Genomic DNA, 25,803 nt, shown 5'->3' with positions numbered 1-25,803 from the left:
AGAGAAGATGATTGTGACGACACTTAAACCCTTATTAGCGAAAAATCGCAGTTGGGCATTACAGCGCCGCCAGCGTAATCCGGATTATTTTAATAAATTCCTTCATCAGCAAAAGCCGCACTCACTCTGGATTGGCTGTTCTGACAGTCGCGTTCCGGCAGAAGTCTTAACCGGCTCCCATCCTGGCGAACTCTTTGTGCATCGCAATATCGCCAACATGGTGATCGAGGACGATGACAATTTACTGAGCGTGCTGCAATACGCACTCTTCTTTCTCGGCGTTAAACGCATTGTATTAAGCGGTCACTATGGCTGCGGCGGTGTAGAAGCCGCGCAGAATCTGCCAGGCAGCGTGCTGGAGGGGCAGGAGAGTGCGCTGGCGAGACGCATCCAGACCCTGCGTGATGATATTCAGCATGGCCTGGCAGAAATTCCCCTCTCAGACGCGGCGCCGGGCGAACAGCTCGATCGGCTGGTTGAGGCCAATGTTAAGGCGCAATTCGCCAGACTGGTGAAATCTGAACCGGTCCGGCAAATCTGGCAATCGGGCCAGGAACTGGAGGTGTTTGGTTGTGTTTACGACCTGCGCTCCGGCCATCTCAAAGAGCTGATTCATCAATCTGCAGAGGAGCCTTCATTATGAACCTCGATACCCTGCGTCGCGATATTCCTGCGGGTCTGGTGGTTTTCCTGGTCGCCTTACCGCTCTGCCTTGGCATCGCACAGGCCAGCGGATTACCCCCGTTTGCCGGTCTGCTGACCGGCGTGATTGGCGGTCTGGTGGTGACGTCGCTGAGCCCATCCCGGTTTGCCGTCAGTGGCCCGGCGGCGGGTCTGGTCACCATCGTCGTCGCCTCAATGGCCTCACTGGGCAGCTTCTCCGCCTTTCTCACCGCGCTGATTATTGCCGGGGCACTGCAATGCGTGTTTGGTTTGCTGCGCGCCGGACGGTTTATTTCGCTGGTGCCAGGTAGCGTCATCAAAGGGATGCTGGCGGCGATTGGCCTGCTGCTGATTATGCAGCAGATCCCGGTAGCGCTGGGTGCCGCTGGTGATGCAGAACTGGTGTCACTGGTGACCGGCCAGATGACCTTCTCGCTGCCCGCAATCCTGGTAGCGGGTGTCGGCCTGGCCATTTTATGTCTCTGGACGACCGCGCCGGTGAAACGGATCAAAGCGCTCGCCTGGATCCCCGGCCCGCTGATTGCGGTGCTGATCGGTTGCCTGGCTACCGTGGTGGGAGGACGACTTTTTCCTGAGATGACCCAGGGACTGGCGCGCATTTCGCTGCCCGCTTTTGACAGCGTCTCTGCGCTGGTGGCTGAGCTGGAAACGCCCGACTGGATGGCCTGGCAGAATCCACAGGTCTGGGTAGTGGCTGTGACGCTGGCACTGGTCGCCAGTCTGGAGACCCTGCTGAGTCAGGAGGCGCTGAAAAAACTGCGTCCTCAGACGCCCGCGCCATCGCCCAACAAAGAGATGTTCGCGCAGGGTATCGGTAATCTGGCGGCCGGTTTTCTGGGTGCGATGCCGATAACGGCAGTGATTGTGCGCAGCTCGGTCAACGTCAGTGCGGGCGCGCAGACGAAGCTCTCGATCTTCATTCACGGCGTGCTGCTGCTGATTTGCGGCATGTGGTTCAGTGAGATGCTGAATGCTATCCCGCTGGCCAGCCTGGCTGCCGTGCTGCTCTATACGGGTTATAAGCTGGCGACACCTAAACTGTTTGTTGAGCAGTTCCGGATGGGGGCACAGCAGTATGTGCCGTTTCTGGCCACCATCGTCGGCATTATCACGCTGGGTATGCTGGTTGGTATTGGCATCGGCATCGCCACGCAAATCCTCTACAGCATCTATAAGAGCCATCGCAACGCGCTGCAGCTTACCCGCTATGACGACCACTACGTGCTGCGTTTCCAGCAGAACCTGACCTTTATGCACAATCCAAAGCTGCAGGGATTGCTGGATGAGATCCCGGAGAATAGCGTCGTCATTGTTGATAACGATAATGCGGAGTATATCGATCCGGACGTTAAAGCGGTGCTGAAAGATTTTGGTGATAACGCCGACAAACGTGGCATCCGCCTGAGTCAGTGGCCGGTCGCGGTAAAATAGCGCTTAGCGCAACGGTAAAGTCGTTTAAAAGGCAAAAATCGGATATCTCGGATATCCGATTTTTTTATTTGCGAGGCATAATAAGTTCCCAATTTCTGCTGTCATCTGATGGGTTTAACCTCTGCAGGATAACTTTCCTGAATCATCCTACGAAATGAGGTTTTATCGCCGGATGACATTGAGGATATTCAGGATTTAATCATTCTGACACCACGCGCCTGTTCAGGCTGGCGTGGACAGCCAGCCTCTCTGCGACAAGGTCCGGATGTATGCGCATACAGCTGTTTGAAGAGCACAACGCTAAGAAGAACGCATTTTTGCTGTTTTTGATCACGCTGCTGTTTTGCTTTATCGGCGGACACCTGCGTTTCCCCCAGGAGCTGTCTCTGTTCTGGCCGGTCAACGCGATCGTCACTGGCGTTATCGTCCGTAATCCTTTTCTGCATCAGACCCGCTCTTACCTGGCCATCTTTGCCGCGATGGTGTTTAACGACACCGTATTTTCCGGCTGGGCGCTCTCTGCATTTACCCTCAACCTGGCGAATCTTCTGTTTGTGCTGGTGGCCGCCACGCTGCTGGTAAAGCATCTTCAGCACGACTCCGGCAGTGAGCGTATTACCAGTGTGCTGCGTATTTTTCCGGCCTGTCTGCTGGCCGCGCTGGCCTGTGCCAGCTGGGGAGCGCTGGCACAGCAGGCTGATTTTAATGCCGGACTGGCGGTGGCATGGGGTGACTGGTTCAGCGAGCAGTTCTCAACCGGGCTGATGCTGCTGCCCTTTTTGCTGACGCGCGACTGGTCGTCGCTGTCGCCCCGCCAGTTTCTGCAGATCCGCAAGCTGGCACCGGTCATCGCTGTGATGGTTTCGCTGATGATCGGCGCAATGATGGGCGGCGCAGGCAGCCTGACGCTGCCGGTTCCGGCGCTGGTCTGGTGCGCCATTGTGTTGCCGATGCCGCTGACCAGCCTGGTGATCCTGCTGACCGGCATTACCGAAATCATTCTGGTCTCTCATGGTGTGATGAACATTCAGGGTGACGATAATCTGTTGCCGATTAGCCATCTGACCTCTGCGCGTCTGGGTGTGGCAACCATCGCGATCAGTCCGCTGATCGTGGCTGCAAGCATGGATGCAATCCGCCAGCTTAATCAGCGTCTGGCGCTGCGCGCGAATTACGATTTCCTGACCCGCCTGCTGTCACGTTCCGGTTTATATGAAAGCCTGCGTGCGGAGCCGATTTTCCCGGACCGTAAAGTGGGCGTGATCCTGCTGGATGTCGATTACTTCAAAGCTATCAATGACAATTTTGGTCACGATGCAGGCGACAGCGTGCTGGAAGAGATCGCCCGCCGGATGCAGCGGGTAGTGGGTAAAGCGGGGCGCATCTGTCGCTTTGGTGGAGAAGAGTTTGTGGTGGTGCTGTTCGACCAGAACGCGGAAAAGCTCTATTTTCTGGCGGAGGCAATCCGGCAGAGGATGGCGAAAGAGAAGTTCTGGCTGCAGGGCAGCACGGCCACGGTGACCGTCAGCCTGGGGCTGGCCCATGGCAGTGCCGATGAGGCGACGGAGTGGCATCGCGTGATCAACCGGCTGATCTCCGCGGCGGATAAAAATCTCTATCTGTCGAAGCGCAATGGCCGTAATCAGACTTCGCCGGTTAACTACCGCACGATTACCAGCGACGTGGCATAACGCCACGTCGCCGGGTTCGGTCAGCTGACGCTGCTTTTCAGGGTGCTGGCCTGCTGGTGGCGTTCAATCGCCAGGTCGATCAGACGGCTGATCAAATCCTGATAACTGAGTCCGGCCGCCTGCCACAGTTTCGGATACATGCTGATATTGGTGAAGCCGGGCAGGGTATTCACTTCATTGACGATAATCTCGCCGTCATCGGTCAGGAATACATCGACGCGCGCCATGCCAAAGCACTCCAGCGCGGAGAAGGCTTTGATGGCAACGTCACGGATTGCATCGCTGGTTTCCGCTGCAATAGCCGCCGGAACCACCGTCTGCGCACCGCTTTCAGAGATATATTTGGTGTCATAAGAGTAGAAGGCGTCATGCACCACCACTTCGCCGCACGGGCTGGCTTCCGGCGCATCGTTGCCCAGCACCGCGCACTCAATCTCCCGGCCTTTGATACCCTGCTCAATCAGCACTTTGCGGTCAAAGGAGAAGGCCAGCGCCAGCGCAGCATCAAATTCTTCAATGCTATCCACTTTGCTGACGCCAACTGATGAACCCTGGTTGGCAGGTTTGATAAACAGCGGCAGGCCAAAGCGGGCAATGACTGCCTCTGCGTCCAGGCGGGCGCGTTGTGCCTGGGTGACGCTCAGCCATGGCGCGACGTTGAGACCGGCATCGCGTAGCAGGCGTTTGGTAAAATCTTTATCCATGCTGACCGCAGAACCCAGCACGTCAGAGCCGACAAACGGTAATGATGCCATGCGCAGCAGGCCCTGTAGGGAGCCATCTTCACCCAGCGTACCGTGCACGATAGGGAAGATAACGTCGATCTGCGACAGCGGATGGGCGTTGTGGCGGGTGATGATCTGCTGCTGCGAGTTACCCGGCACCAGCGCCACATCTTCAGCGGCGTGATTCAGCGCGATCAGCGCCGGGTTTTCAGCGTTCAGTAAGAAGTTCGACGCATCATTCAGACGCCAGTGTCCCTGTTTATCGATGCCCAGCAACACCACGTCAAACCTGGTTTTGTCGATCGCCTCAAGAATATTTTTGGCCGACTGCAACGACACCTCATGCTCAGCCGATTTGCCGCCAAACACGATCCCTACCCGCAACTTTGTCATCTGTTTTGCCCACTGAAAAAATCAAAACCACAAGATAGCATGGGGTTTGCGCGGGGGAATAGGGTGGGGGAGGGAATTGTGGGGGCGGAGGAATGGCTTTGCGATTCTGTCGGAGATAGAGGGTTAAGGCGACACTCCGGCACCGGTTGAGAGGGCTGAAGTGGTGGAGCAGGAGTGTGAACCTGACTGGCGGTCTGTAAACGCTGGTAAAACTGCTATTTTCGCAGCGCTACAGAAAATGGCTTAGTGAGGTTGAACGCATTTACCCTAATCGAGCGATACGCGAGCTGGCATCGTCTATATGGCGGCGTAATGTCTCAAGGCAAGGCGCGAAACGGGCAGAAAAGCGATCGCAACGGCAGGCTAAAGCATAGAATTTCTCCGCAAGTTCCAGCGCTTCCAGCCAGATATCTCCACTGATTACATCCGACAGTGATGCTGGCCTGAGCTCATTCACGATTGCGCCACCTGCTCTGGGAGCGAACCCCATAGGCAGAACGTCGTAGGCTGGCGCAAGGAAATAGGGGCGGCCGTGACTACTGATGAACGACAGATTTCCGTGGTGCATGTCGGTGTTACCAATTAGCATCCCGAATCCCCAGAGCCGGGCAGTACTGGCGGCAGCCTCAGGATGAACATGCCCCTGCCCGACAAGTTTATTAACCAGAACCGGCCAGATGGCACTGGCATTACCCACAAATTCAGCATCAAGTGCCCTAAGCGAGAAAATGCCGATACGACCCAAAAGTCCAGTGCGATCAAATCGGGGGATTTCGAGGAAGCGTTGACCGTTGAAATCAAATACCTCTGTCTTCACACCCAACACATCTAGTGCAAGATGTTCGGCCAGCAGAAGGTCGCGCCAGCGTTCGCTGACCGGGTTATTGTCCGTGGCCGAGAATTTAACCAGTACATGCCCTTGATCCGTAAAGGTACAGAATTTTGGCTGTTCACCACCTGCAGACGATCCGGGCGCTTCACCGGCTCCAGCCGCCAGAGCCAGTGCCGGAAATGTTGTAGCGCGCTCAACCGGAACGGGCTCTGACATCTGCAGGAATCGATCCCGTGCCTGCTCACCTATCAGCAGGTTTCCGATAGCATCATGGCCCTGTGCCAGCAGTGCCCTGACCACTTCAGAGTCGGTCCATTGCTCTGGATTCGCTGGTAAGCCTAATCCAGCGGCATACGTCGATGCATAGGCTCGTCCGAGATACCCCTGTGGCCGCATGTCGAACAGCCACCACGGCAGTCCGTCACTGTGGAGACTGACTTTGTCGTTCTGCTGCATGACAAATCCGTCCGGGCGGACCGGAATCAACTCACCAAGTGGTTTAACGCTGCCCTCATCGCTGATGCGATAGATAGGTGCAGAATTGAATCCACGCCAGGCATCACGTAAAGCGTATTGAATAGATGGACCTGCACCGATTCGGATAATTTGATCGCCAAGATTATTTAATGCACGAGATAGCGTAGGCTGGCTAATGCCTAATTTTTCAATAAGCTGCCTTGCGGTCATTGGGCCGTGGTTGAGTAACTGGCGTATCGTTTCGGAGCGATCAGGCATGATTTGAATGGCTTTATGAATAGATTAATGAATAGGTATTTTAGCAAAGAAAGGGGGGACGATCACTCTTTGTTGGGTATGGATAAGCATCCCTATCACATAGAGGTCTCAGTGAGTTTATGCTGATGAAGGAGGATTACCTGAAGTTGGAAGCGTGAAGGTTAGAAGTGTTCAGATATGCACTTCAAAGAAGCATGAAACTGCATTGTCTATCATGTCCCAGAGTCGTTATTGCGCACCATAAATCTGAATCCAACCTGTCGCCTGCATTTCCTGGAAAACAAAAAGGACCTAGGCTGTTAACGTAAGTCCTTAAAATTTGGTGGCCCCTGCTGGGCTTGAACCAGCGACCAAGCGATTATGAGTCGCCTGCTCTAACCACTGAGCTAAGGGGCCAGCGGAGCGGGGATTATAAAGTATCTCTTCAGGGCAATCCAGCACTCAGCCACCGGTTGCTGAAATAAGCAGCAGTGATTTACCTGCTGATTTCTATAACAAATCTGGCAACGTCTGAAGCTGCAGTCGCAAAACGGCACGGACAATGCTTCTCCGTGCCGTAAACGAAACCGCACTTCAGCCGCGATAAGTTAACGCTGGCTTAGTTCTGACGATAGCGGGATGCCGATTTGTCCCGTGAAAGGTGAGGAACCATTACACCACGCGCCCGATCGTAATCGTGCCACATCTGAAGATCTTCCAGTGCCGGAATAGTTACCGCCTCTTTGCTGTCGAGACCGGCAAGCGCAGCATCTACCATCTCATCCACGTCCATCAGCATCTCAGCCGGGATTTCATTGATCGACTGACCGGCACGGTCAAAGATTTCGGTGCGCGTCGCGCCGGGTAGTACGGCCTGTACCTGCACGCCGCTCTCTGCAAGTTCTCGCTGCAGGGCGCGCGTCAGAGTCAGCACGTAAGATTTAGTGGCGTTATAGGCGCCATTGAACATCTCGTGCATTAGCGACAGCACCGAAGCGATATTGATAATGATGCCATGACCGCGAGCTTTGAATGCCCGGCCCGCCGCCTGTGCCAGTCGGGTTGGCGCCAGAATATTTAACGCCAGCATGCTATTGATGCGTGTGATGTCTGCCTCCAGAAACTCGCCTTCCACGCTCATGCCAGCGTTGTTCAGCAGCAGCGTAATCTCTGGGTTGTTCGCCAGCGCCGACTCCACGCGCTTCAGGTCCTGCTCCTCCGTTAAGTCAGCCTTCATGACGGTCACCCGGATAGCGTGCTGTTGTGCAAGGGTGTCAGCCAGGGTGGAAAGTCGTGCCTGATCCCGGGCGACCAGGATCAGATCATAACCGCGTGCCGCCAGTCGTTTTGCATAAGTCGCGCCAATACCGCTGGATGCGCCGGTGATTAATGCTGTGCCTGATTGTGACATCTTTTCTTCCTCGTATGATGATCGTCATAGTGGCTATAAATATGACGATCATCATATCGGCAGTCAAGCTGGAATATGATGACCGTAATAATTACTATAATAGCCAGAAGCTACCGGGCAGAAACCGAAGGAAATAAGATGGAGAAGCAGAGCAGCAAAGCACAGACGCGGCAGCGTATTCTTGATGAGGCGGCGCGTGTGATGCGTGAAACCGGCACCGAAGGGATCGGTGTAGCGGCACTGATGAAGCGGGTCGGTCTGACGCATGGCGGTTTTTATGCGCATTTTGCGTCACGTGAGGAGCTGGTTGAGGAGGTGCTGAAACATATGTTCGCTGAAGCCGATACCTTTAAGCCCGCTCAGTCCGTGAGCCAGCCAGCGCAGCAGCTGGCAGACTTTATTGATAGCTATCTTTCCGAGGCGCATCGCAATGCACCGGCGCAGGGCTGTCCGCTGGCAGCGCTGGTGAGCGAAGTGGCGCATCTTCCCCAACCGACGCGACAGATCTTCGCTCAGGGCTTCAGTACGATGCATGCCAGTCTGACGCAGTTGCTGAGTGAGCTGGGGTGGGCAGAAGCGGATGCGCTGGCTTCAAGCATGATGGCAGAGATGATTGGCGCGCTGGCGCTGGCGCGAGCCTGTCCGGATGCGGAGCAGGCCAGCCTGCTGCTGCAACGCAGTCGTGCAGCGCTGAAGCAGCGCACGCTGGAGGTCGCAGCATGAGTGAACACGCCATTCGCGACATTATCAGTTCCGGTCTTGATGTACTGTTCTGCGGCATTAACCCAGGCCAGTCAACGGCCCATCAGGGGTTCCACTTTGCACATCCCGGTAATCGCTTCTGGAAGGTAATCTATCTGGCGGGATTTACCCGGGAACAGCTGAAACCCGAAGAGGAGCAGCGCCTGACGGAAACCGGCTGCGGTATCACGATGCTGGTTGAGCGACCCACGGTGCAGGCGAGTGAATTAGCGCCTGATGAGCTGCGGGATGGCGGCAAACGGCTGATGGAAAAGGTGCTGGACTATCAGCCGGCAGCGCTGGCGATTCTGGGTAAGGATGCGTTTCGTCGCGCCTTTAAGCAGAGCAAAGTCGAATGGGGCAAACAGCCGATCTGTATGGGGAAAACGCAGGTGTGGGTGTTGCCGAATCCCAGCGGACTGAATCGCGCATCACTGGACGAAATGGTTGAGGCGTATCGTCAGCTCTGGCTGGAACTGCATCCGGAGAGCAACTGAATCTGCGAAGGGCAGGGGAGAGGTGCTAACAGGCAGGCATAAAAAACCCCGGCGAACCGGGGTTTTTGTCGGACTTAATCGTCGAGGAAGCTACGCAGCACTTCCGAACGGCTCGGATGGCGCAGTTTACGCAGGGCTTTTGCTTCAATCTGACGAATACGCTCACGCGTAACGTCAAACTGTTTGCCTACTTCTTCCAGCGTATGGTCCGTGTTCATATCGATACCGAAACGCATGCGCAGTACTTTCGCTTCACGCGCGGTCAGGCCAGCCAGCACGTCATGGGTGGCAGAACGCAGGCTCTCTGAGGTAGCAGAATCCAGCGGCAGCTCCAGCGTGGTGTCTTCGATAAAATCGCCCAGATGTGAATCTTCATCATCACCAATCGGCGTCTCCATTGAGATCGGCTCTTTAGCGATTTTCAGCACCTTGCGGATTTTATCTTCCGGCATCAGCATACGCTCAGCCAGCTCTTCCGGCGTCGGTTCGCGGCCCATCTCCTGCAGCATCTGGCGCGAAATACGGTTGAGCTTGTTGATGGTCTCAATCATATGCACCGGAATACGGATGGTACGCGCCTGGTCAGCGATAGAACGGGTGATAGCCTGACGGATCCACCAGGTCGCATAGGTCGAGAACTTGTAACCACGGCGATATTCAAACTTATCTACCGCTTTCATCAGGCCGATGTTACCTTCCTGAATCAGGTCGAGGAACTGCAGACCGCGGTTGGTATATTTCTTGGCAATCGAAATAACCAGACGCAGGTTCGCTTCCACCATCTCTTTCTTGGCGCGACGGGCCTTAGCTTCACCGATCGACATGCGACGGTTAATGTCTTTAACCTGCTCAATAGTCAGGCCGGTCTCTTCTTCAACCTGTGCCAGTTTCTGCAGGGAACGCATTACGTCATCCTGCACTTCCAGCAGCTTCTCAGACCACGGCTTGTTCATTGCCAGTGCGGCTTTGAACCAGCTTTCGTTGGTTTCGTTGCCGGTAAACAGCGTGATGAAGTTTTTCTTCGGCATTTTGCACAGCTCAATACAGAGCTTCATGATCAGACGTTCCTGAGTACGGACACGTTCCATCATGGTGCGCATGCTGCCTACCAGGTAATCGAACTGCTTCGGTACCAGGCGGAACTGCTTGAAGACGTCGGAGAGGTTCTGGATTTCGGCAACGGCAGCAGCATGACTGCGACCTTTGCTTTTAATCACGTCGCGGGTAGTTTCATACTGCTTACGCAGGTCAGAAAACTTCTCGCGCGCCAGTTCCGGGTCGATAGAGTTATCGTCGTCGGAGCTGTCATCATCCTCTTCATCTTCTTCATCGTCGTCGTTACGATCGGCTTCAGAAAGTTCAGAACCCACGTGCGTTGCCGTCGGGGCCAGATCTTCTTCTGCGTTAGGATCGACGAAACCCGTGATCAGATCGGAGAGGCGTGATTCACCTGCTTCAACTTTGTCGTATTGATCCAGAAGATAAGTAATCGCTTCAGGGTATTCGGCTACAGAACACTGAACCTGGTTGATACCGTCTTCAATACGCTTAGCGATGTCGATTTCGCCTTCGCGTGTCAGCAGTTCAACGGTACCCATTTCACGCATATACATGCGAACCGGGTCAGTGGTGCGCCCGATTTCAGATTCAACGCTGGATAACACCTGAGCGGCAGCTTCCGCGGCATCTTCGTCAGTATCGGAGCTGTTTTCATTCAGCATCAGATCGTCGGCATCCGGGGCTTCTTCAACCACCTGAATACCCATGTCGTTAATCATCTGGATGATGTCTTCGATCTGATCTGAGTCGACGATATCTTCCGGCAGATGGTCATTGACCTCAGCATAGGTCAGATAGCCTTGCTCCTTACCACGGGTGACAAGAAGCTTGAGCTGTGACTGCGGGTTTTGCTCCATAAGACGGTATCCACACTTCTGTTAAATTAGATTGGTGTCGGTCGGCAGCGCGCCAACAATAGCAGTGAAGGCGTTTAATTCTTGCCGCTGCCTTCGTCGCGGCGTGGGCTTTGCCCAACAGTAATCGGCACTTAAGCCGCTTGTATAAATTTTGGTGGTACAGGCCTGGCTTACTCGCCATTCTGCTTCCCGGCAGTGCTCGCTCTCCTCACGTACTTCAGTACGCTCCGGGAACTGTGCGCTGGCGGTAACCAGACTGGCTTCGCCGCCGACGGCCCTTAATTCCTGTGCTCATGGCCTGGCTTACTCGCCATTCTGCTTCCCGGCAATGCTCGCTCTCCTCACGTACTTCAGTACGCTCCGGGAACTGTGCGCTGGCGGTAAACAGACTGGCTTAACGCTCCCAGCCTTAAAACAGCCACGCCGCCCTTCGTCAGAACGGGCAGCGTGCTAAATTATTTCCTGGCAAACGCCTGACTGAGTGTCCAGAGTTCACGGCGCTCATCGGCGCTTAGTCCCTGGGTGCGCTCACGCGCAATTAAAAACTCCAGGCGCTCTTCAAGAGCAGAATCGTAGATGCTGGCCAGCGAGTCCTGAAACACCGCTTCGGCTTCTTCATCTACTATCATGTGGTTCCAGATCGCCAGCGTTTCAAGCGTCTGACTAAAATTTGTTCCGCGATATAACTCTAGTAGCTGTCCGGTGGTCAATCCAGGATTCTCAGTACAACGACCCACTAACTCAATAAATAGCGGTAAACCCGGCATTTTTGACTCAGACAGCCCATCAAGCGAAGGCACCAGGGTCGCCAGCTGCGGGTTCTGAATCAGCAATGCTACCAGCACACGCATGGTGGTCCGTTTCAGCGGTGGCGCAACCGGCGCCGTTCCGCTTGCGGCCAGCTTTGGCATCAGCTTTTCAAGCTGATTGTCGTCAAGAATACCCAGCTTGTTCCCCAGCTCCTGACGCATATAAATACGTAAGGTTTCACCGGGGATCTGCGTAATCAGCGGTAAAGCCAGCGTGCTCAGACGCGCTTTTCCGTCGCGTGAGCTCAGATCAACCTGCGGCAGCAGGCTATCAAACAAAAACGAAGAGAGCGGCATCGCCTGCTCCATCCTCGCTTCGAAGGCGGCTTTACCCTCTTTACGTACCAGCGTATCTGGGTCTTCACCATCGGGTAAAAACATAAAGCGTAGCTGACGACCATCATTCATGTAAGGCAATGCGGTCTCAAGCGCACGCCATGCTGCTTCACGACCCGCCCTGTCGCCGTCGTAACAGCAGATCACGGTGTCGGTACTGCGAAACAGCAACTGAATGTGTTCAGCCGTGGTGGAGGTGCCTAATGACGCAACAGCATAATCAATGCCGTACTGCGCCAGCGCAACCACGTCCATGTATCCCTCGACCACTAACAGGCGGGCGGGTTCAGGATGGTTCTTAACTGCTTCATACAGGCCATAAAGCTGGCGGCCTTTATGGAAAATAGGGGTTTCCGGTGAGTTCAGATACTTCGGCGTATCGTTACCCAGTACGCGGCCACCAAAACCGATGACGCGTCCGCGTTTATCGCGGATCGGAAACATGACGCGGTCGCGAAACCGGTCATAGGTACGGCCTTTGTCATTGCTGACCAGCATGCCCGCTTCCATCAACGATTCGCGGTCTTCCGATTGCTTACCAAAACGCTTGAGAACATTATCCCAGCCAGCTGGTGCATAACCTATGGCGAAATGATTGATGATGTCGGCGCTCAGACCACGACGATCAAGATAGTCGCGTGCTGGCTGCGCACTGGATTGCTGCAGACCCTGCTGATAAAAACCGTTCAGGTTCTCCATCAGCTGATACAGGCTCTGGCGCTGATGGCGTTCCATCTGGCTGGGCCCGCTGCCTGCTTCGTAAGGCACGTCTAAACCGTGGGAAGTGGCCAACTCTTCAATACTTTCAACAAACTCCAGACGATCAAAGTTCATCAAAAAGTCGATAGCGTTGCCGTGTGCACCACAGCCGAAACAGTGATAGAACTGCTTTTCGCCGTTTACGGTGAAAGAGGGCGTTTTTTCATTATGGAAAGGACAGCACGCATGGAAATTCTTACCCTGCTTTTTCAGCTTAACGCGGGCATCGATAAGATCCACGATATCCGTGCGGGCAAGTAAATCATTGATAAATACGCGTGGAATTCGTCCTGCCATACGCCCCAGATTTTCAGCTCATAAACGGCAACAAGCCGCGCTTCCTTTCGGAAAGCACGGCCTTTTACTTGACTCTGTCTGCGTGAATCACGCGGTGGAGGCGGACCTCCGGAACGACTTAGTACAGACGAGTGCGGCGTGCGTTTTCGCGAGCCAGTTTCTTGGCGTGACGCTTAACTGCTGACGCTTTAGCGCGTTTACGTTCGGTAGTCGGTTTTTCATAGAACTCACGACGACGAACTTCAGCCAGAACGCCTGCTTTCTCGCATGAACGCTTGAAGCGACGCAGTGCTACGTCAAATGGCTCGTTTTCACGTACTTTAATTACCGGCATGTAACTCTCACCTCGATAAAATTCGGTTTTGCTGCTGACTGCGGCGCCAGCACATTTCAAAATGGTGCAGCATTTTACTCCAACTCATGTTGGTTTGTAAAGCACCATGGATAATTTGAAACCAACAGGAGCGTTTGCCTGTGCGGCTGCCGGTTTTTCCAGGGGCGGGAGTATAGCGCACTCTTTAGCCGACAGAAAATGACTTTTTACGCGGGATGCCCGCGCTGCACATCACATTGCTGTGATAAACTGCGCGCCGCAAGAATGAGGTGATGCAATGCGAATTCTGGGTATTGAAACGTCGTGCGATGAAACCGGCATCGCAATCTATGATGACGAGGCTGGATTACTGGCTAATCAGCTCTACAGCCAGGTAAAACTGCACGCCGATTATGGTGGTGTGGTGCCGGAACTGGCCTCACGCGATCACGTGCGTAAAACCGTGCCGCTGATTCAGGCGGCGCTGAAAGAGGCGGGGCTTGAACCGCAACAGATTGATGCCGTGGCTTACACAGCCGGTCCCGGACTGGTGGGTGCGCTGCTGGTCGGCGCCACCATTGGCCGCGCGCTGGCGTTTGCGTGGAAAGTGCCTGCCGTGCCGGTTCATCATATGGAAGGCCACCTGCTGGCGCCGATGCTGGAAGAGAATCCACCGGAATTTCCGTTTGTCGCACTGCTGGTGTCTGGCGGACATACCCAGCTGATTAGCGTCACCGGTGTCGGTGAATATGAATTGCTGGGTGAATCGATCGATGATGCAGCGGGCGAAGCCTTTGATAAGACGGCGAAGCTGCTGGGTCTGGATTATCCGGGCGGGCCGATGCTGTCGAAGATGGCGCAGCAGGGCACGGCAGGGCGTTTCACCTTCCCGCGGCCGATGACCGATCGTCCGGGCCTGGACTTCAGCTTCTCCGGCCTGAAAACCTTTGCCGCTAATACGATTCGCGCCAATCCTGATGATGCGCAGACCCGTGCTGACATCGCCCGCGCCTTTGAAGATGCGGTGGTGGATACGCTGTCGATCAAATGTAAGCGCGCGCTGGATCAGACCGGCTTTAAGCGTCTGGTGATTGCCGGTGGCGTCAGCGCTAACCGCACTCTGCGTGAGCAGATGGCGGTCATGATGCAAAAACGCGGCGGTGAAGTGTTTTACGCCCGCCCGGAGTTCTGTACCGACAACGGTGCGATGATCGCGTATGCGGGCATGGTGCGGTTAAAAGGTGGAACGCGGGGCGGGTTAAGCGTCAGTGTGCGACCGCGCTGGCCGCTGGCGGAGTTGCCCGCCATCTGACGTAAAAAAGCCGGCTTGCCGGCTTTTTTTATGGCTGAGATTTCTTTTTGCGCTTCCAGATTTTGCCTTCCTGACCGCGCCACAGCCGCTGAATATTATCGTGATGACGCAGCAGAATCAGACAGGAGAGCATGGAAACAGGAAAAGTGAACTGCGGTTTGAACCACCAGACATAGAATGGCGCGATCAGTGCACTGACAATCGCTCCCAGCGAGGAATAGCCGCTGAGTAAAACCGTGAGCAGCCAGGTACCGGTGACCAGCCCGGTTAAGTCCCAGCCAATCGGCGCAATCGCGCCAAATGCCGTTGCCACACCTTTGCCTCCGCGGAAGTGAAAGAACACCGGATAGATATGTCCGAGACAGGCGGCAATGGCGGTCAGGCCAAGATAGAACGGCGTCACGTGCATCAGATAAGCCAGCCAGACCGGCACCATCCCCTTCAGCACATCAAACACTAATACGCTGGCTGCTGCGGCTTTACCGCCCAGACGCAGTACGTTGGTGGCACCCGGATTACCGGAACCGTGTGTGCGGGGATCGGGCAGGCCAGCGAGTTTGCAAACCAGAATCGCACTGGAAATCGAACCGCAAAGATACGCGAAAATAATCATACCAAGCGCGAAAGCACTCATAACACCGTACCGTTCCCTTTAGGGTCGTTTTGATCTCATCAACCGTGGATAATACGCATAATCCGCCGGAAGTGGTATCCGGCTTAGCCAAAAACAGAGACCCTCATCATGGATATCGTATTTATAGAACAACTCACGGTGTTCACCACCATTGGCGTTTACGACTGGGAACAGGGTATACAGCAGAAGCTGGTGCTCGATGTCGAAATGGCCTGGGATAACCGTCTGGCGGCCAGCAGCGACGATGTGAACGATTGTCTCAGCTATGCCGATGTCTCCTCGGCGATTCTGACCCATCTGAACGGGGGGCGTTTTGCCCTGGTTGAGCGGGTGGCTGAAGAAATCGCGGATCTGTTGATGAACCGTTTCAATTCGCCTGGCGTACGCATAAAGGTAAGCAAACCGGGCGCTGTAGCCCAGGCGGCGCAGGTTGGCGTGCGAATTGAGCGCGGGACTATTCCTAAATAAATACGATGTGATTGCCATCACAATGAAACCAAACCAAATTACTGTCTGTCATAGCGTGGACCGTTTCGTTACAGCAGGCGAAACGGAGCGGACCTTAAGGTTTAATTCAGGCTAATTGCGGCATGATTTCAGGCGATAGCAGCGCGCTACCGCCTTTTTAATGGTTTTGAAACGGATAGAGGGAACATTTGATGGCAGATATTCATCAGCTTTGGGTAGCTGCAATCCTGGGCGTTGTGGAAGGGCTGACAGAATTTTTACCGGTCTCTTCCACAGGGCACATGATTATAGTGGGTCACCTGCTGGGCTTTGAAGGTGAAAAAGCCGAGACCTTTGAAGTTGTGATCCAGTTAGGATCGATTCTGGCTGTAGTAGTGATGTTCTGGCGCCGTCTGTTTGGCCTGATCGGCATTCACTTTGGCGAAGTCAAACATGAAGGCACCGGCACCGGACGTTTGTCACTGATCCATATCCTGCTGGGTATGGTACCGGCGGTAGTTGTGGGTCTGGTGCTGCACGATCAGATCAAAACGCTGTTCAATCCGATCAACGTGATGTACGCGCTAGTCGTGGGGGGTGTGCTGCTGCTGGCGGCAGAGTATCTCAAGCCAAAACAGCCGAAAGCTGTCGGCGTCGATGATATTACCTATCGTCAGGCCTTCATGATTGGCTGTTTCCAGTGCTTAGCGCTGTGGCCGGGCTTCTCACGTTCTGGTGCAACCATCTCCGGCGGGATGCTGATGGGTGTGAGCCGCTATGCCGCGTCAGAGTTCTCCTTCATCCTGGCGGTGCCAATGATGATGGGTGCGACCGTACTGGACATGTACAAGAGCATCGGCTTCCTGACCATGGCAGACTTTCCCATGTTCGCCGTGGGCTTCGTAACGGCATTTATCGTGGCGCTGATTGCGATTAAAGCCTTCCTTGAGCTGATCAAACGCATCTCGTTTGTCTCGTTCGCCATTTACCGCTTTATCGTGGCGGCAGCGGTTTACATGATCTTCATGTAAACCCGTGGCAGCCTGCTAGTCAGGCTGCCCGATCGCCAGACCCTGCGCGACGGCGGCAATGCGCCGTCGCGTCATCTCATCCCGCACTTCCATCCCTTTGAATCCCGCTTCGACAACCGCTTTGGTCGGCACCGCCTGCGCCAGCGCAAAAGCACGACGCAGATAGTCGCCCTGCGGATAAGGCATACTCTCCAGCCCGGCACGTCCGCGCGCATCCGCTTCGCTGGTCAGCGCCATCTGCTCAACGCGCTGTGGCTTACGCCAGGCATCAATGCGGTCAAACAGCGCTACCAGTGACGCCGCAGATTGCCGCTCAATGGTGTGCACAATGTCGTGAAACTCGGTCACGATCAGCGCCAGATCGCGAATTGCGTTGGGCACCCGCAGTCGCTGGCACAGCGCCTCGACCAGCGGAACGCCTGCCAGTCCATGACCATGGTGGCTCGGCCACAGCTCAGGGGGTGTCAGCGCTTTACCGACGTCATGAAACAGTGTGGCGAAGCGCACATCGATCTCACTGGAGAGCGCGGCGGCCATCGCCAGCGTCATCAGCGTATGCACACCGGTGTCGATCTCCGGGTGCCATTTAATCGGTGCAGGAATACCAAACAGATTATCCAGCTCAGGAAACAGTACCTGCAGCGCACCGCAGTCGCGCAGCACCTGAAAATAGACCTGCGGATTGCGTGAACTCAGCGCTTTCTCCGTCTCTTTCCACACCCGTTCGGCAGTGAGATTCGACAGCTCACCGCTTTCGGCCATCTGCTGCATCAGCTGCTGGGTTTCGGGGGCAATACGAAAGTTGAGATGGGCAAAACGCGCAGCAAAGCGCGCAACGCGCAATACCCGCAGCGGGTCTTCACTGAAGGCTTCCGAGACGTGACGCAGCAGGCGCTGGGCAATATCACGCTGGCCGTTGTAGGGATCAACCAGCTCGCCGTTTTCATCCTGTGCGATGGCATTGATGGTCAGATCGCGGCGCTGTAAGTCCTGCTCCAGCGTCACGTCGGGCGCAGACCAGGTGACAAAGCCGGTGTAGCCTTTCCCGTTTTTCCGCTCGGTCCGGGCCAGCGCATACTCTTCGCGACTGACGGGATGCAGGAAAACGGGAAAATCGCGACCGACCTGTTGATAACCCTGCTCAAGCATGGCTTCGGGCGTGGAGCCTGTTACCACCCAATCTTTGTCTGTAACCGGCAGATTCAGCAGTGCATCACGCACCGCTCCGCCAACAAGAAACGTCTTCACGCAAAACTCCAGAGAAAAAGAAATGACCTGCACGCCGGGCGTATCCCGCGCCTGAAATCAGCGGTGCATCTCATTTTATTGTTGCACAGATTCCCCGGATTGCAGACATGCCAAAAGGGGGATCCTGCGATCCCCTGCTCAAACCCGACAGAAGGGGGTCAGTTCATCCAGCGATCACTTTTCTTACGGCGCGGCAGCATGTGCGGCAGTAAGAGTCCCAGCAGCAGGCCAACACCCAGCACGCCGCCGCCATACATAAACCACTGCATGATGATGGTGCGCTGCTTGTCATCCAGCTGAACGTTGGCGGCGCTGACTTTCTTCTGGGCGACGATCAGCTCATTTTTCAGCTTCTGATTCTCGCCTTTCAGCCCGTTGATCACGCCGTCGCTGCTGGCGACTTTGTTCTGCATCTCAGCAGTACGCTGATTCCAGCTGTTGTCGATGTTATCCAGCTTGGCCGTCAGATCTTTCACCTGCTGCTCAAGCTGCGGCACCCGGGTACGCAGGCTCGGATTGGCGCTGAGCTGCGACAGGGGGATCCAGGTGGTGCGGCCTTCCGAATCACGGATCTGGCCATAATGGGTGTCATTGTTGGTCTGTAACAGCTGCACCTCTTCCCCGGCGTTCAGCTTACCGAGCAGGCGGAACTGATCGCCCGGCCCGCTGCGGACCCAGGTTGAGAGTTCATCAGAAACATAGCGTTTTTCGTCGGCATGGGCAGGTGCAAGGGTGCTGAGGGCCAGCAAAGTGAGTCCAGCGAGTGTGATTTTTTTCATTCGATTTCGTTTGGCTTAGTCTGACTTAAAATTTACCGGCACAGTCTGGAGAGGCCTCGCATAAATCTGAATGAGAACTATCCTGGTCTCATGAGAGTGCGAAAAGGTCTGCGAAAGAGCAAAGAAAGCAGAGACAGCGCGGCTTCTGTGCATTAATCTTCGCCTGATAACCCCTTGCCCTCCAGGCGGCAGCGTGAGTAACCTGCTGATAATCGCCTGAAATATGCAGGAAAAACCCTCTTAAGTGCCAGCGGCGTAGTGAATAAAAAATTATGACCATCGAAATCGAACTAAAGTTCATTGCAACTCCACAGGCAGCCGGGAAACTGGCTGAACTGCTCTCCACTCTGCCGCATCAGCATCAGGCTGCTCGCGAGCTGACCAACATCTACTTCGAAACCGACGACAACCAGCTTCGGCGCTGGGATATGGGATTACGTATCCGTGGCGTCGACCAGCGTTATGAAATGACGCTGAAAGCGGCGGGGCAGACGCTCGGCGGCCTGCATCAGCGTCCGGAATATAACGTTGAGCTCAGCGAGCCGGTGCTGGACATTGCCCGCCTGTTCGCAGAGATCTGGCCAAAGGGCACCGATGTCGCGGCGTTGCAACAGCGGTTACAGCCGCTATTCACCACCCATTTCCAGCGCGAAATCTGGCTAATCACCACTGGCAACAGTGAAATTGAAGTGGCGTTTGATCAGGGCGAGGTGACGGCGGGTGAGCTCAGCGAACCGCTGTGCGAGATCGAGCTGGAACTGAAACGTGGCGAACGTCAGGATCTGCTGGCCTTTGCGCAGCAACTGGCGGCGCTGGGTGGTCTGCGTATGGGCAGCCTGAGCAAAGCCGCCCGCGGTTATCAGCTGGCGCAGGGTAATCCGCCCCGCCAGATTGAGGCTTTCCCGCTGCTGAAAGCAGGCGCTAAAGCGACCGTTGAGCAGGGCATGATCGCTGCAATGTCGGCGGGGCTGCGTCATTGGCAATATCATGAAGAAGTCTGGCTGCGCGGCAATGCGGCGGCGCAGGATGCGGTGCGTGAAGCGCTGGATCTGCTGCGTCAGGCGTTCAGCCTGTTTGGTGCGCTGGTGCCACGCAAAGCCAGCAGTGCTCTGCGTCAGCAGCTGACCACGCTGGAAGAGACGCTGGTAAACGAAGAGCAGGAGGCGGCGACGTTCTGCTTATCTCCCCTCTCGGTTGAGACCCAACTGGCGCTGACCCACTGGCTGGCGGAGTCTCAGTGGCGTCAGTGGATCGATGCCAAAGGGGAAGCCAAGCTGCAGGGTTCGTTTAAGCGCTTCAGCGACATCATGCTGAGCCGCGTCAATGCCGATCTGAGAGAGACATTCATCACAGTCAAACAGCCCAATGAGTATCAGGACAAAGCTACCCGTCTGGCGCGTCAGCTGCTGACGGTGCATCTGCTGGCCGGATCTTACCCTGCAGAAACGGTGATGAGCTGGCTGGAACCGTGGCAGCAACTGCTGTCGGCGATTCATGAAAAGCAGTCATCCGGATTAGCCTGGCTGACGTCGCAGGCCCTGAAACAGCAGCCATTCTGGCTCACCAGCGGCGCTGGCCGCTAACGGGTAATTCGTACCGCCATCAAGGAGGGCGTTATGTTGGCAGCACTTCCCGCGTTGCTACGCGACCAGGCCGATGAGGCCGCCCGACAGCTTGGGGTTCCGCTGACTTCGCTTAGCCCGGAGCAATCCGCCGGGCTGGCTTTCAGCGATTTCGTGCTGGAAAACCTGCAACAACATCCCGACTGGTGGCAGACGATGCTCGACCAGCCGCCGCAGCCTGATGAGTGGCAGCACTACGCTGTATGGCTAAATGAGGTACTCAGCGGCATCGACAGTGAAGCGAGCCTGATGCGCGAACTGCGGCTGTTTCGCCGCCGTATGCTGGTGCGTATCGCCTGGATGCAGGCTCTGCAACACGCCACGACTGAACAGAGTCTGCAACAGCTTAGTGTCTTAGCTGAGGTGCTGATCAGCAGGGCGCGTGACTGGGTATATCAGGATTGCTGCCGTGATTTTGGTACGCCCTGTAATGCCGACGGCGACGCGCAGCCGCTGCTGATTCTGGGCATGGGCAAGCTGGGTGGCGGCGAACTCAACTTCTCCTCTGACATTGACCTTATTTTCGCCTGGCCGGAAAACGGCACCACGCGCGGCGGACGGCGTGAGCTCGACAATGCTCAGTTCTTTACCCGTATGGGCCAGCGGCTGATCAAAGTCCTGGATCAACCCACCATGGATGGCTTTGTCTATCGTGTGGATATGCGGCTGCGGCCGTTTGGCGACAGCGGTCCGCTGGTGATGAGCTTTGCCGCACTGGAGGATTACTACCAGGAGCAGGGACGCGACTGGGAGCGTTACGCCATGGTCAAGGCGCGCCTGATGGGTGATGACCACAACCGCTGGAGCCTGGAGCTGCAGCAGATGCTGCGGCCCTTCGTATACCGGCGCTACATCGACTTCAGCGTGATCCAGTCGCTGCGTAACATGAAAGGGATGATCAGCCGTGAAGTCCGGCGTCGCGGGCTGAAAAACAATATCAAACTCGGCGCGGGCGGCATCCGTGAAACCGAGTTTATCGTACAGGTGTTCCAGCTGATTCGCGGCGGACGTGAGCGCTCGCTTCAGTTGCGTTCGCTGCTGCCGACGCTTGAGGCGATCAAAACGCTGGCTCTGCTGCCTGCTGAACAGGTCGATGCGCTGCGTGACGCCTATCTGTTCCTGCGGCGGCTGGAGAATCTGCTGCAAAGCCTGGGCGACGAGCAGACCCAGACGCTGCCCGAGGATGAGCTGCATCGCGCCCGGCTGGCGTGGGCGATGGATTGTGCCGATTGGCCTGCGCTGATGACCCAACTTGATGCTCAGATGGCAGCGGTACGGACAATCTTTGATGAGCTGATTGGGGAAGATACGCCTGAGATTGGCGATCAGCGTGAGCTGGCGGAGTTTCAGGTGCTGTGGCAGGACCAGCTGGAGGATAACGAGCTGGCACCACTGGTGCCGCAGCTCAGTGACGATCAGCGGCTTACGCTGCATCAGACGCTGGAAGCGTTTCGTCAGGACATCAGCCGGCGCACAATCGGCCCGCGTGGCCGTCAGGCGCTGGATCAGCTGATGCCGCGTCTGCTGAGCGAAGTCTGCCCGCGTGAAGACGCGGCGGTCACGCTGAGCCGTCTGACGCCACTGCTGCTCGGCGTGCTGACCCGCAGCACCTATCTGGAGCTGCTGACCGAATATCACGGTGCCCTGCGTCACCTGATTCGCCTGTGTGCGGCCTCACCGATGGTAGCCAGCCAGCTGGCGCGTCACCCCCTGTTGCTGGATGAACTGCTCGATCCTGCCACGCTCTATCAGCCGACTGCCACCGACGCCTATCGTGACGAGCTGCGGCAGTATCTGCTGCGCATCCCCACTGAAGATGAAGAGCAGCAGCTGGAAGCGGTGCGGCAGTTTAAGCAGGCGCAGCATCTGCGTATTGCCGCCGCTGACATCGCGGGCACGCTGCCAGTGATGAAAGTCAGCGATCATCTCACCTGGCTGGCGGAAGCAATCATTGACTCTGTAGTGCGTCAGGCGTGGAACATGATGGTGCAGCGCTACGGTCGTCCCTCTCACCTGAGCAATGAACATGAACGCGGTTTTGCCGTATTGGGCTACGGCAAGCTGGGTGGCTGGGAGCTGGGGTACAGTTCCGATCTCGATTTAGTCTTCCTGCATGACTGTCCGGCAGACGCCGTGACCGAAGGGGATCGCAGCATCGATGGCCGTCAGTTCTATTTGCGTCTTGCTCAGCGCATTATGCATCTCTTCAGTACCCGCACGGCCTCCGGCATTCTCTACGAAGTGGACGCGCGGCTGCGTCCTTCCGGCGCGGCGGGGATGCTGGTCAGTACCTTTGAGGCGTTTGAAGAGTATCAGCGCAGTGAAGCCTGGACCTGGGAGCATCAGGCGCTGGTCCGGGCGCGCGTGGTGTTTGGCGAAGCAGCGCTGGGTGATCATTTCAACGCGATTCGTCAGACGATTCTGTCGCTGCCACGTCCTGCAGACGCGCTGCAAACCGAAGTGCGTGAGATGCGTGAAAAGATGCGCGCTCACCTCAGCAACAAACATAAAGGTCGCTGGGATATCAAAGCCGATGCGGGAGGCATCACCGATATTGAATTCATCGCCCAATATCTTGTCTTACGCTACGCCGCTGAGCAGTCTGAACTGACGCGCTGGTCTGACAATGTGCGCATTTTCGAGCTGATGGCGAAGTACCATAAAATGCCCGCCGATGAAGCGCAGGCGCTGACGCAGGCTTATGTCACGCTGCGCGACGCTCTGCACCATCGCGCCCTGCAGGAGCTGCCGGGCCACGTTGAGCCAGAGGCTTACGCAGCGGAGCGGCAGACGGTTCTGAACAGCTGGCAGCGCTGGCTGATAACGCCTGCGTCTATCCTGGCGTGATGCTGATAGCACAAATCGCAACTGTGCTATCATCCGCGCACTATTTTTAATGCAGTCTGGAGTGTCTGGAATGAAAGTGACTCTGCCCGCGTTCGGCCAAGCCTCAGTGCTGGTTGTTGGCGATGTAATGTTGGATCGTTACTGGTATGGCCCAACCAGCCGTATCTCCCCTGAAGCACCGGTTCCGGTGGTGAAAGTGGACACGGTTGAAGAGCGCCCTGGCGGCGCGGCAAACGTAGCGATGAACATTGCAGCACTCGGTGCCGCGTCCCGGCTAATCGGCCTGACCGGTGAAGATGATGCGGCGCGCGTGTTGAGCAACACGCTGAAAGACGTCAACGTTCATTGTGACTTCGTGGCGGTCAAAAGCCATCCGACCATTACCAAACTGCGCGTGCTTTCCCGCAATCAGCAGCTGATCCGCCTCGACTTTGAAGAGGGCTTTGAACAGGTCGATCCGGAGCCGATTCACCAGAAGATGCGTGAGTCACTGGCTGCTGCGGGTGCGCTGGTACTGTCCGATTATGCCAAAGGCGCGCTCTCCAGCGTGCAGACCATGATTACCCTTGCGCGCGAAGCAGGTGTGCCGGTATTAATCGATCCGAAAGGCACTGATTTTGCGCGCTACCGTGGCGCAACGCTGCTGACGCCGAACCTCTCCGAATTTGAAGCCGTGGTCGGCAAATGCAAAAACGAAGAGGAGATCGTGGCGCGCGGCACGCAGTTGATCGCGGATTTTGATCTCTCCGCGCTGCTGGTGACCCGTTCCGAAAACGGAATGACGCTGCTGCAGCCAGGCAAAGCGCCTCTGCATCTGCCAACCCAGGCGCAGGAAGTCTATGACGTGACCGGTGCCGGCGATACGGTGATTGGCGTGCTGGCGGCAGCGCTGGCAGCGGGCGACTCGCTGGAAGAAGCCTGTTTCCTGGCCAACGCGGCAGCGGGCGTGGTGGTGGGTAAACTCGGTACCTCGACGGTCAGCACCGTTGAACTGGAAAATGCGATTCATGCCCGCCCGGAACAGGGTTTTGGCATCATGACGGAAGCGCAGTTAAAAGCCGCCGTTGAGATGGCCCGCCGTCGTGGCGAAAAAGTGGTGATGACTAACGGCGTGTTCGACATTCTGCATGCGGGACATGTCTCTTATCTGGCCAACGCCCGCAAGCTCGGCGATCGACTGATCGTCGCGGTGAACAGCGATGCGTCTACTAAGCGTCTGAAAGGTGAAAGCCGTCCGGTCAATCCGCAGGAAAACCGGATGATCGTGCTCGGCGCGCTGGAAGCGGTCGACTGGGTGGTTGTCTTTGAAGAGGATACGCCGCAGCGGCTGATCGCAGGCATTCTGCCTGACCTGCTGGTCAAAGGCGGTGATTACAAGCCGGAAGATATCGCGGGCAGTAAAGAAGTCTGGGCAAATGGCGGCGACGTGCAGGTGCTGAACTTCGAAGATGGTATCTCCACTACCAACATCATCAAAACCATTCGCGGCAGCTAAGGCAGAGGGTAAGCGGGAGCCTGGCTCCCGCTTAACGCTTATTCTGACTTGTTGTCCGGAACAGGTTTCACGACATCGGCAACCGGTGGCGGTGAAACGGCGGGTGAGGTGGCTACTGAAGCAGATGGTGTAGCCGCTGCAACAGGTGTTACCGGTGCGGTTGCCGTCGGAGGCGTACCCGCTGATGAACCCTGACTTTCCAGCTGGGCCAGACGCTGCTCCAGCGCCGCCAGTTTCTCCCGCGTACGCAATAATACCTGCGTCTGCACATCAAACTCTTCACGGTTGACCAGATCCATCCGGGTCAGCTGCGCCTGAAGAACCTGACGAATTTTCTTTTCGACATCATCACCAAACTCACGAACACCTTTAGGCATCGCTTCGTGAACCTGACGGGCAAGTTGTTCAATTTTTTTCGTGTCGATCATGATGATTTCCTGGTTACGGGGAGCTGTGTCAGCGTGTTTACCAACGTAATAAGTGTTAAGTGTAATGCCAGAAATGAAAAGGATAAACCTCAAATCGGTAACGCAGGAAATGCAAAAGCAATTGCGCTATTGATGATTGCCGCCTCAAACGATCGGCGTTATAGTTGAAAGGCTTATTCTCAGGGCGGGGCGCAATTCCCCACCGGCGGTAAATCAGCTTAGGCTGAAAGCCCGCGAGCGCTTTATCTCGCTGAAAAGAGAGGTAAAGGTCAGCAGATCCGGTGTAATTCCGGGGCCGACGGTTACAGTCCGGATGGGAGAGGGTAACGACATCTGTCGGACAATTGTGTCTGCATCACGTTATTGCCACGTCTTTTTGACGTCACTCCTAAGCACGCCCTGATTCTGGTA

General features: G+C 55.9%; 21 protein-coding genes, 1 tRNA gene and 1 riboswitch. Of the genes, 11 read left to right on the top strand and 11 right to left on the bottom strand.

Features of this window, described 5'->3' with window-relative positions:
* The first annotated feature begins 7 nt into the window (after window positions 1-7).
* The 3 genes from AC6I8C_RS16035 (at window position 8) to AC6I8C_RS16025 (ending at window position 3,806) form a co-directional block, all read left to right on the top strand.
* The gene (locus AC6I8C_RS16035) at window positions 8-643 is read left to right on the top strand and encodes a carbonic anhydrase (RefSeq protein ID WP_497823037.1); all 636 of its coding nucleotides are present in this window, start codon (window positions 8-10) and stop codon (window positions 641-643) included.
* Window positions 640-2,115: a SulP family inorganic anion transporter gene (locus AC6I8C_RS16030; RefSeq protein ID WP_497823036.1), complete on the top strand. Its 1,476-nt coding sequence runs from the start codon at window positions 640-642 to the stop codon at window positions 2,113-2,115. Before AC6I8C_RS16035 ends, AC6I8C_RS16030 begins: the two co-directional genes overlap by 4 nt.
* A 269-nt stretch (window positions 2,116-2,384) precedes the next feature.
* On the top strand, window positions 2,385-3,806 hold the full coding sequence (locus AC6I8C_RS16025; RefSeq protein WP_497823035.1) for a GGDEF domain-containing protein: 1,422 nt from the start codon (window positions 2,385-2,387) through the stop codon (window positions 3,804-3,806).
* Between the two features lie 20 nt (window positions 3,807-3,826).
* Here AC6I8C_RS16025 and ddlA read toward each other — a convergent pair whose 3' ends face one another.
* The 4 genes from ddlA to AC6I8C_RS16005 form a co-directional block, all read right to left on the bottom strand.
* Window positions 3,827-4,924: a D-alanine--D-alanine ligase gene (ddlA, locus tag AC6I8C_RS16020; RefSeq protein ID WP_497823034.1), complete on the bottom strand. Its 1,098-nt coding sequence runs from the start codon at window positions 4,922-4,924 to the stop codon at window positions 3,827-3,829.
* Between the two features lie 262 nt (window positions 4,925-5,186).
* Complete coding sequence (gene yjjJ, locus AC6I8C_RS16015; protein ID WP_497823033.1) at window positions 5,187-6,491, bottom strand: type II toxin-antitoxin system HipA family toxin YjjJ; 1,305 nt, start codon at window positions 6,489-6,491, stop codon at window positions 5,187-5,189.
* A gap of 320 nt (window positions 6,492-6,811) precedes the next feature.
* A tRNA-Ile gene (locus AC6I8C_RS16010) sits at window positions 6,812-6,887 on the bottom strand.
* 202 nt (window positions 6,888-7,089) lie between these two features.
* Window positions 7,090-7,881 (bottom strand): SDR family NAD(P)-dependent oxidoreductase, encoded by a 792-nt coding sequence (locus AC6I8C_RS16005; protein WP_497823032.1) that lies wholly within the window; start codon window positions 7,879-7,881, stop codon window positions 7,090-7,092.
* Between the two features lie 138 nt (window positions 7,882-8,019).
* On the opposite strand from AC6I8C_RS16005, the gene AC6I8C_RS16000 reads away from it, so the two are divergent.
* Both AC6I8C_RS16000 and mug read left to right on the top strand, forming a co-directional pair.
* The gene (locus AC6I8C_RS16000; RefSeq protein WP_497823031.1) at window positions 8,020-8,604 is read left to right on the top strand and encodes a TetR/AcrR family transcriptional regulator; all 585 of its coding nucleotides are present in this window, start codon (window positions 8,020-8,022) and stop codon (window positions 8,602-8,604) included.
* Window positions 8,601-9,119: a G/U mismatch-specific DNA glycosylase gene (mug, locus tag AC6I8C_RS15995; protein WP_497823030.1), complete on the top strand. Its 519-nt coding sequence runs from the start codon at window positions 8,601-8,603 to the stop codon at window positions 9,117-9,119. Before AC6I8C_RS16000 ends, mug begins: the two co-directional genes overlap by 4 nt.
* A 74-nt stretch (window positions 9,120-9,193) precedes the next feature.
* On the opposite strand, the gene rpoD is transcribed toward mug, so the two are convergent.
* From rpoD to rpsU, 3 genes are all read right to left on the bottom strand, one after another.
* On the bottom strand, window positions 9,194-11,035 hold the full coding sequence (gene rpoD, locus AC6I8C_RS15990) for an RNA polymerase sigma factor RpoD (RefSeq protein ID WP_013359071.1): 1,842 nt from the start codon (window positions 11,033-11,035) through the stop codon (window positions 9,194-9,196).
* A 455-nt stretch (window positions 11,036-11,490) separates the two neighbouring features.
* Window positions 11,491-13,236 (bottom strand): DNA primase, encoded by a 1,746-nt coding sequence (dnaG, locus tag AC6I8C_RS15985; RefSeq protein ID WP_095706648.1) that lies wholly within the window; start codon window positions 13,234-13,236, stop codon window positions 11,491-11,493.
* A 118-nt stretch (window positions 13,237-13,354) separates the two neighbouring features.
* On the bottom strand, window positions 13,355-13,570 hold the full coding sequence (gene rpsU, locus AC6I8C_RS15980) for a 30S ribosomal protein S21 (protein ID WP_001144069.1): 216 nt from the start codon (window positions 13,568-13,570) through the stop codon (window positions 13,355-13,357).
* Window positions 13,571-13,847: 277 nt separating this feature from the next.
* Between rpsU and tsaD the strand changes: the two genes are divergently transcribed.
* The gene (gene tsaD / locus AC6I8C_RS15975) at window positions 13,848-14,861 is read left to right on the top strand and encodes a tRNA (adenosine(37)-N6)-threonylcarbamoyltransferase complex transferase subunit TsaD (protein ID WP_033733931.1); all 1,014 of its coding nucleotides are present in this window, start codon (window positions 13,848-13,850) and stop codon (window positions 14,859-14,861) included.
* 28 nt (window positions 14,862-14,889) lie between these two features.
* Here tsaD and plsY read toward each other — a convergent pair whose 3' ends face one another.
* Complete coding sequence (plsY, locus tag AC6I8C_RS15970; RefSeq protein ID WP_497823029.1) at window positions 14,890-15,495, bottom strand: glycerol-3-phosphate 1-O-acyltransferase PlsY; 606 nt, start codon at window positions 15,493-15,495, stop codon at window positions 14,890-14,892.
* 108 nt (window positions 15,496-15,603) lie between these two features.
* Here plsY and folB point away from each other — a divergent pair, with 108 nt between their 5' ends.
* On the top strand, window positions 15,604-15,963 hold the full coding sequence (folB, locus tag AC6I8C_RS15965) for a bifunctional dihydroneopterin aldolase/7,8-dihydroneopterin epimerase (protein ID WP_033733928.1): 360 nt from the start codon (window positions 15,604-15,606) through the stop codon (window positions 15,961-15,963).
* Between the two features lie 191 nt (window positions 15,964-16,154).
* Window positions 16,155-16,973: an undecaprenyl-diphosphate phosphatase gene (bacA, locus tag AC6I8C_RS15960; RefSeq protein ID WP_098052337.1), complete on the top strand. Its 819-nt coding sequence runs from the start codon at window positions 16,155-16,157 to the stop codon at window positions 16,971-16,973.
* 15 nt (window positions 16,974-16,988) lie between these two features.
* Here the strand turns inward: bacA and AC6I8C_RS15955 are convergent, their stop codons facing one another.
* Both AC6I8C_RS15955 and AC6I8C_RS15950 read right to left on the bottom strand, forming a co-directional pair.
* Complete coding sequence (locus AC6I8C_RS15955; protein WP_497823028.1) at window positions 16,989-18,221, bottom strand: multifunctional CCA addition/repair protein; 1,233 nt, start codon at window positions 18,219-18,221, stop codon at window positions 16,989-16,991.
* Window positions 18,222-18,379: 158 nt separating this feature from the next.
* On the bottom strand, window positions 18,380-19,000 hold the full coding sequence (locus AC6I8C_RS15950; protein WP_008925741.1) for a TIGR04211 family SH3 domain-containing protein: 621 nt from the start codon (window positions 18,998-19,000) through the stop codon (window positions 18,380-18,382).
* Between the two features lie 272 nt (window positions 19,001-19,272).
* On the opposite strand from AC6I8C_RS15950, the gene AC6I8C_RS15945 reads away from it, so the two are divergent.
* The 3 genes from AC6I8C_RS15945 (at window position 19,273) to hldE (ending at window position 24,964) form a co-directional block, all read left to right on the top strand.
* Entirely contained in the window at window positions 19,273-20,583 is a 1,311-nt protein-coding gene (locus AC6I8C_RS15945; protein ID WP_497823027.1) for a CYTH domain-containing protein, read from the top strand.
* 33 nt (window positions 20,584-20,616) lie between these two features.
* Entirely contained in the window at window positions 20,617-23,469 is a 2,853-nt protein-coding gene (gene glnE / locus AC6I8C_RS15940; RefSeq protein WP_497823026.1) for a bifunctional [glutamate--ammonia ligase]-adenylyl-L-tyrosine phosphorylase/[glutamate--ammonia-ligase] adenylyltransferase, read from the top strand.
* A 70-nt stretch (window positions 23,470-23,539) separates the two neighbouring features.
* Window positions 23,540-24,964 carry a bifunctional D-glycero-beta-D-manno-heptose-7-phosphate kinase/D-glycero-beta-D-manno-heptose 1-phosphate adenylyltransferase HldE gene (gene hldE, locus AC6I8C_RS15935; RefSeq protein ID WP_110330900.1) on the top strand — a complete coding sequence of 475 codons (1,425 nt, stop codon included), beginning with the start codon at window positions 23,540-23,542 and terminating at the stop codon, window positions 24,962-24,964.
* A gap of 38 nt (window positions 24,965-25,002) precedes the next feature.
* Here hldE and ubiK read toward each other — a convergent pair whose 3' ends face one another.
* Entirely contained in the window at window positions 25,003-25,392 is a 390-nt protein-coding gene (gene ubiK / locus AC6I8C_RS15930) for a ubiquinone biosynthesis accessory factor UbiK (protein ID WP_497823025.1), read from the bottom strand.
* Window positions 25,393-25,563: 171 nt separating this feature from the next.
* Window positions 25,564-25,721, top strand: a riboswitch (FMN riboswitch).
* Window positions 25,722-25,803: the final 82 nt, after the last annotated feature.

This window comes from Pantoea sp. X-Soil-YNGN-844, from assembly GCF_059730595.1.
Note: the sequence above shows the minus strand (reverse complement) of the source record. Positions and strands in the feature narration are given on the sequence as shown.

What these genes read in the sequence shown, in the direction of transcription:
- AC6I8C_RS16035 (WP_497823037.1), top strand. Translation starts at nt 8, where the DNA reads ATGATTGTGACGACACTTAAACCCTTATTAGCGAAAAATCGCAGTTGG.
- AC6I8C_RS16030 (WP_497823036.1), top strand. Translation starts at nt 640, where the DNA reads ATGAACCTCGATACCCTGCGTCGCGATATTCCTGCGGGTCTGGTGGTT.
- AC6I8C_RS16025 (WP_497823035.1), top strand. Translation starts at nt 2,385, where the DNA reads ATGCGCATACAGCTGTTTGAAGAGCACAACGCTAAGAAGAACGCATTT.
- ddlA (WP_497823034.1), bottom strand. Translation starts at nt 4,924, where the DNA reads ATGACAAAGTTGCGGGTAGGGATCGTGTTTGGCGGCAAATCGGCTGAG.
- yjjJ (WP_497823033.1), bottom strand. Translation starts at nt 6,491, where the DNA reads ATGCCTGATCGCTCCGAAACGATACGCCAGTTACTCAACCACGGCCCA.
- AC6I8C_RS16005 (WP_497823032.1), bottom strand. Translation starts at nt 7,881, where the DNA reads ATGTCACAATCAGGCACAGCATTAATCACCGGCGCATCCAGCGGTATT.
- AC6I8C_RS16000 (WP_497823031.1), top strand. Translation starts at nt 8,020, where the DNA reads ATGGAGAAGCAGAGCAGCAAAGCACAGACGCGGCAGCGTATTCTTGAT.
- mug (WP_497823030.1), top strand. Translation starts at nt 8,601, where the DNA reads ATGAGTGAACACGCCATTCGCGACATTATCAGTTCCGGTCTTGATGTA.
- rpoD (WP_013359071.1), bottom strand. Translation starts at nt 11,035, where the DNA reads ATGGAGCAAAACCCGCAGTCACAGCTCAAGCTTCTTGTCACCCGTGGT.
- dnaG (WP_095706648.1), bottom strand. Translation starts at nt 13,236, where the DNA reads ATGGCAGGACGAATTCCACGCGTATTTATCAATGATTTACTTGCCCGC.
- rpsU (WP_001144069.1), bottom strand. Translation starts at nt 13,570, where the DNA reads ATGCCGGTAATTAAAGTACGTGAAAACGAGCCATTTGACGTAGCACTG.
- tsaD (WP_033733931.1), top strand. Translation starts at nt 13,848, where the DNA reads ATGCGAATTCTGGGTATTGAAACGTCGTGCGATGAAACCGGCATCGCA.
- plsY (WP_497823029.1), bottom strand. Translation starts at nt 15,495, where the DNA reads ATGAGTGCTTTCGCGCTTGGTATGATTATTTTCGCGTATCTTTGCGGT.
- folB (WP_033733928.1), top strand. Translation starts at nt 15,604, where the DNA reads ATGGATATCGTATTTATAGAACAACTCACGGTGTTCACCACCATTGGC.
- bacA (WP_098052337.1), top strand. Translation starts at nt 16,155, where the DNA reads ATGGCAGATATTCATCAGCTTTGGGTAGCTGCAATCCTGGGCGTTGTG.
- AC6I8C_RS15950 (WP_008925741.1), bottom strand. Translation starts at nt 19,000, where the DNA reads ATGAAAAAAATCACACTCGCTGGACTCACTTTGCTGGCCCTCAGCACC.
- AC6I8C_RS15945 (WP_497823027.1), top strand. Translation starts at nt 19,273, where the DNA reads ATGACCATCGAAATCGAACTAAAGTTCATTGCAACTCCACAGGCAGCC.
- glnE (WP_497823026.1), top strand. Translation starts at nt 20,617, where the DNA reads ATGTTGGCAGCACTTCCCGCGTTGCTACGCGACCAGGCCGATGAGGCC.
- hldE (WP_110330900.1), top strand. Translation starts at nt 23,540, where the DNA reads ATGAAAGTGACTCTGCCCGCGTTCGGCCAAGCCTCAGTGCTGGTTGTT.
- ubiK (WP_497823025.1), bottom strand. Translation starts at nt 25,392, where the DNA reads ATGATCGACACGAAAAAAATTGAACAACTTGCCCGTCAGGTTCACGAA.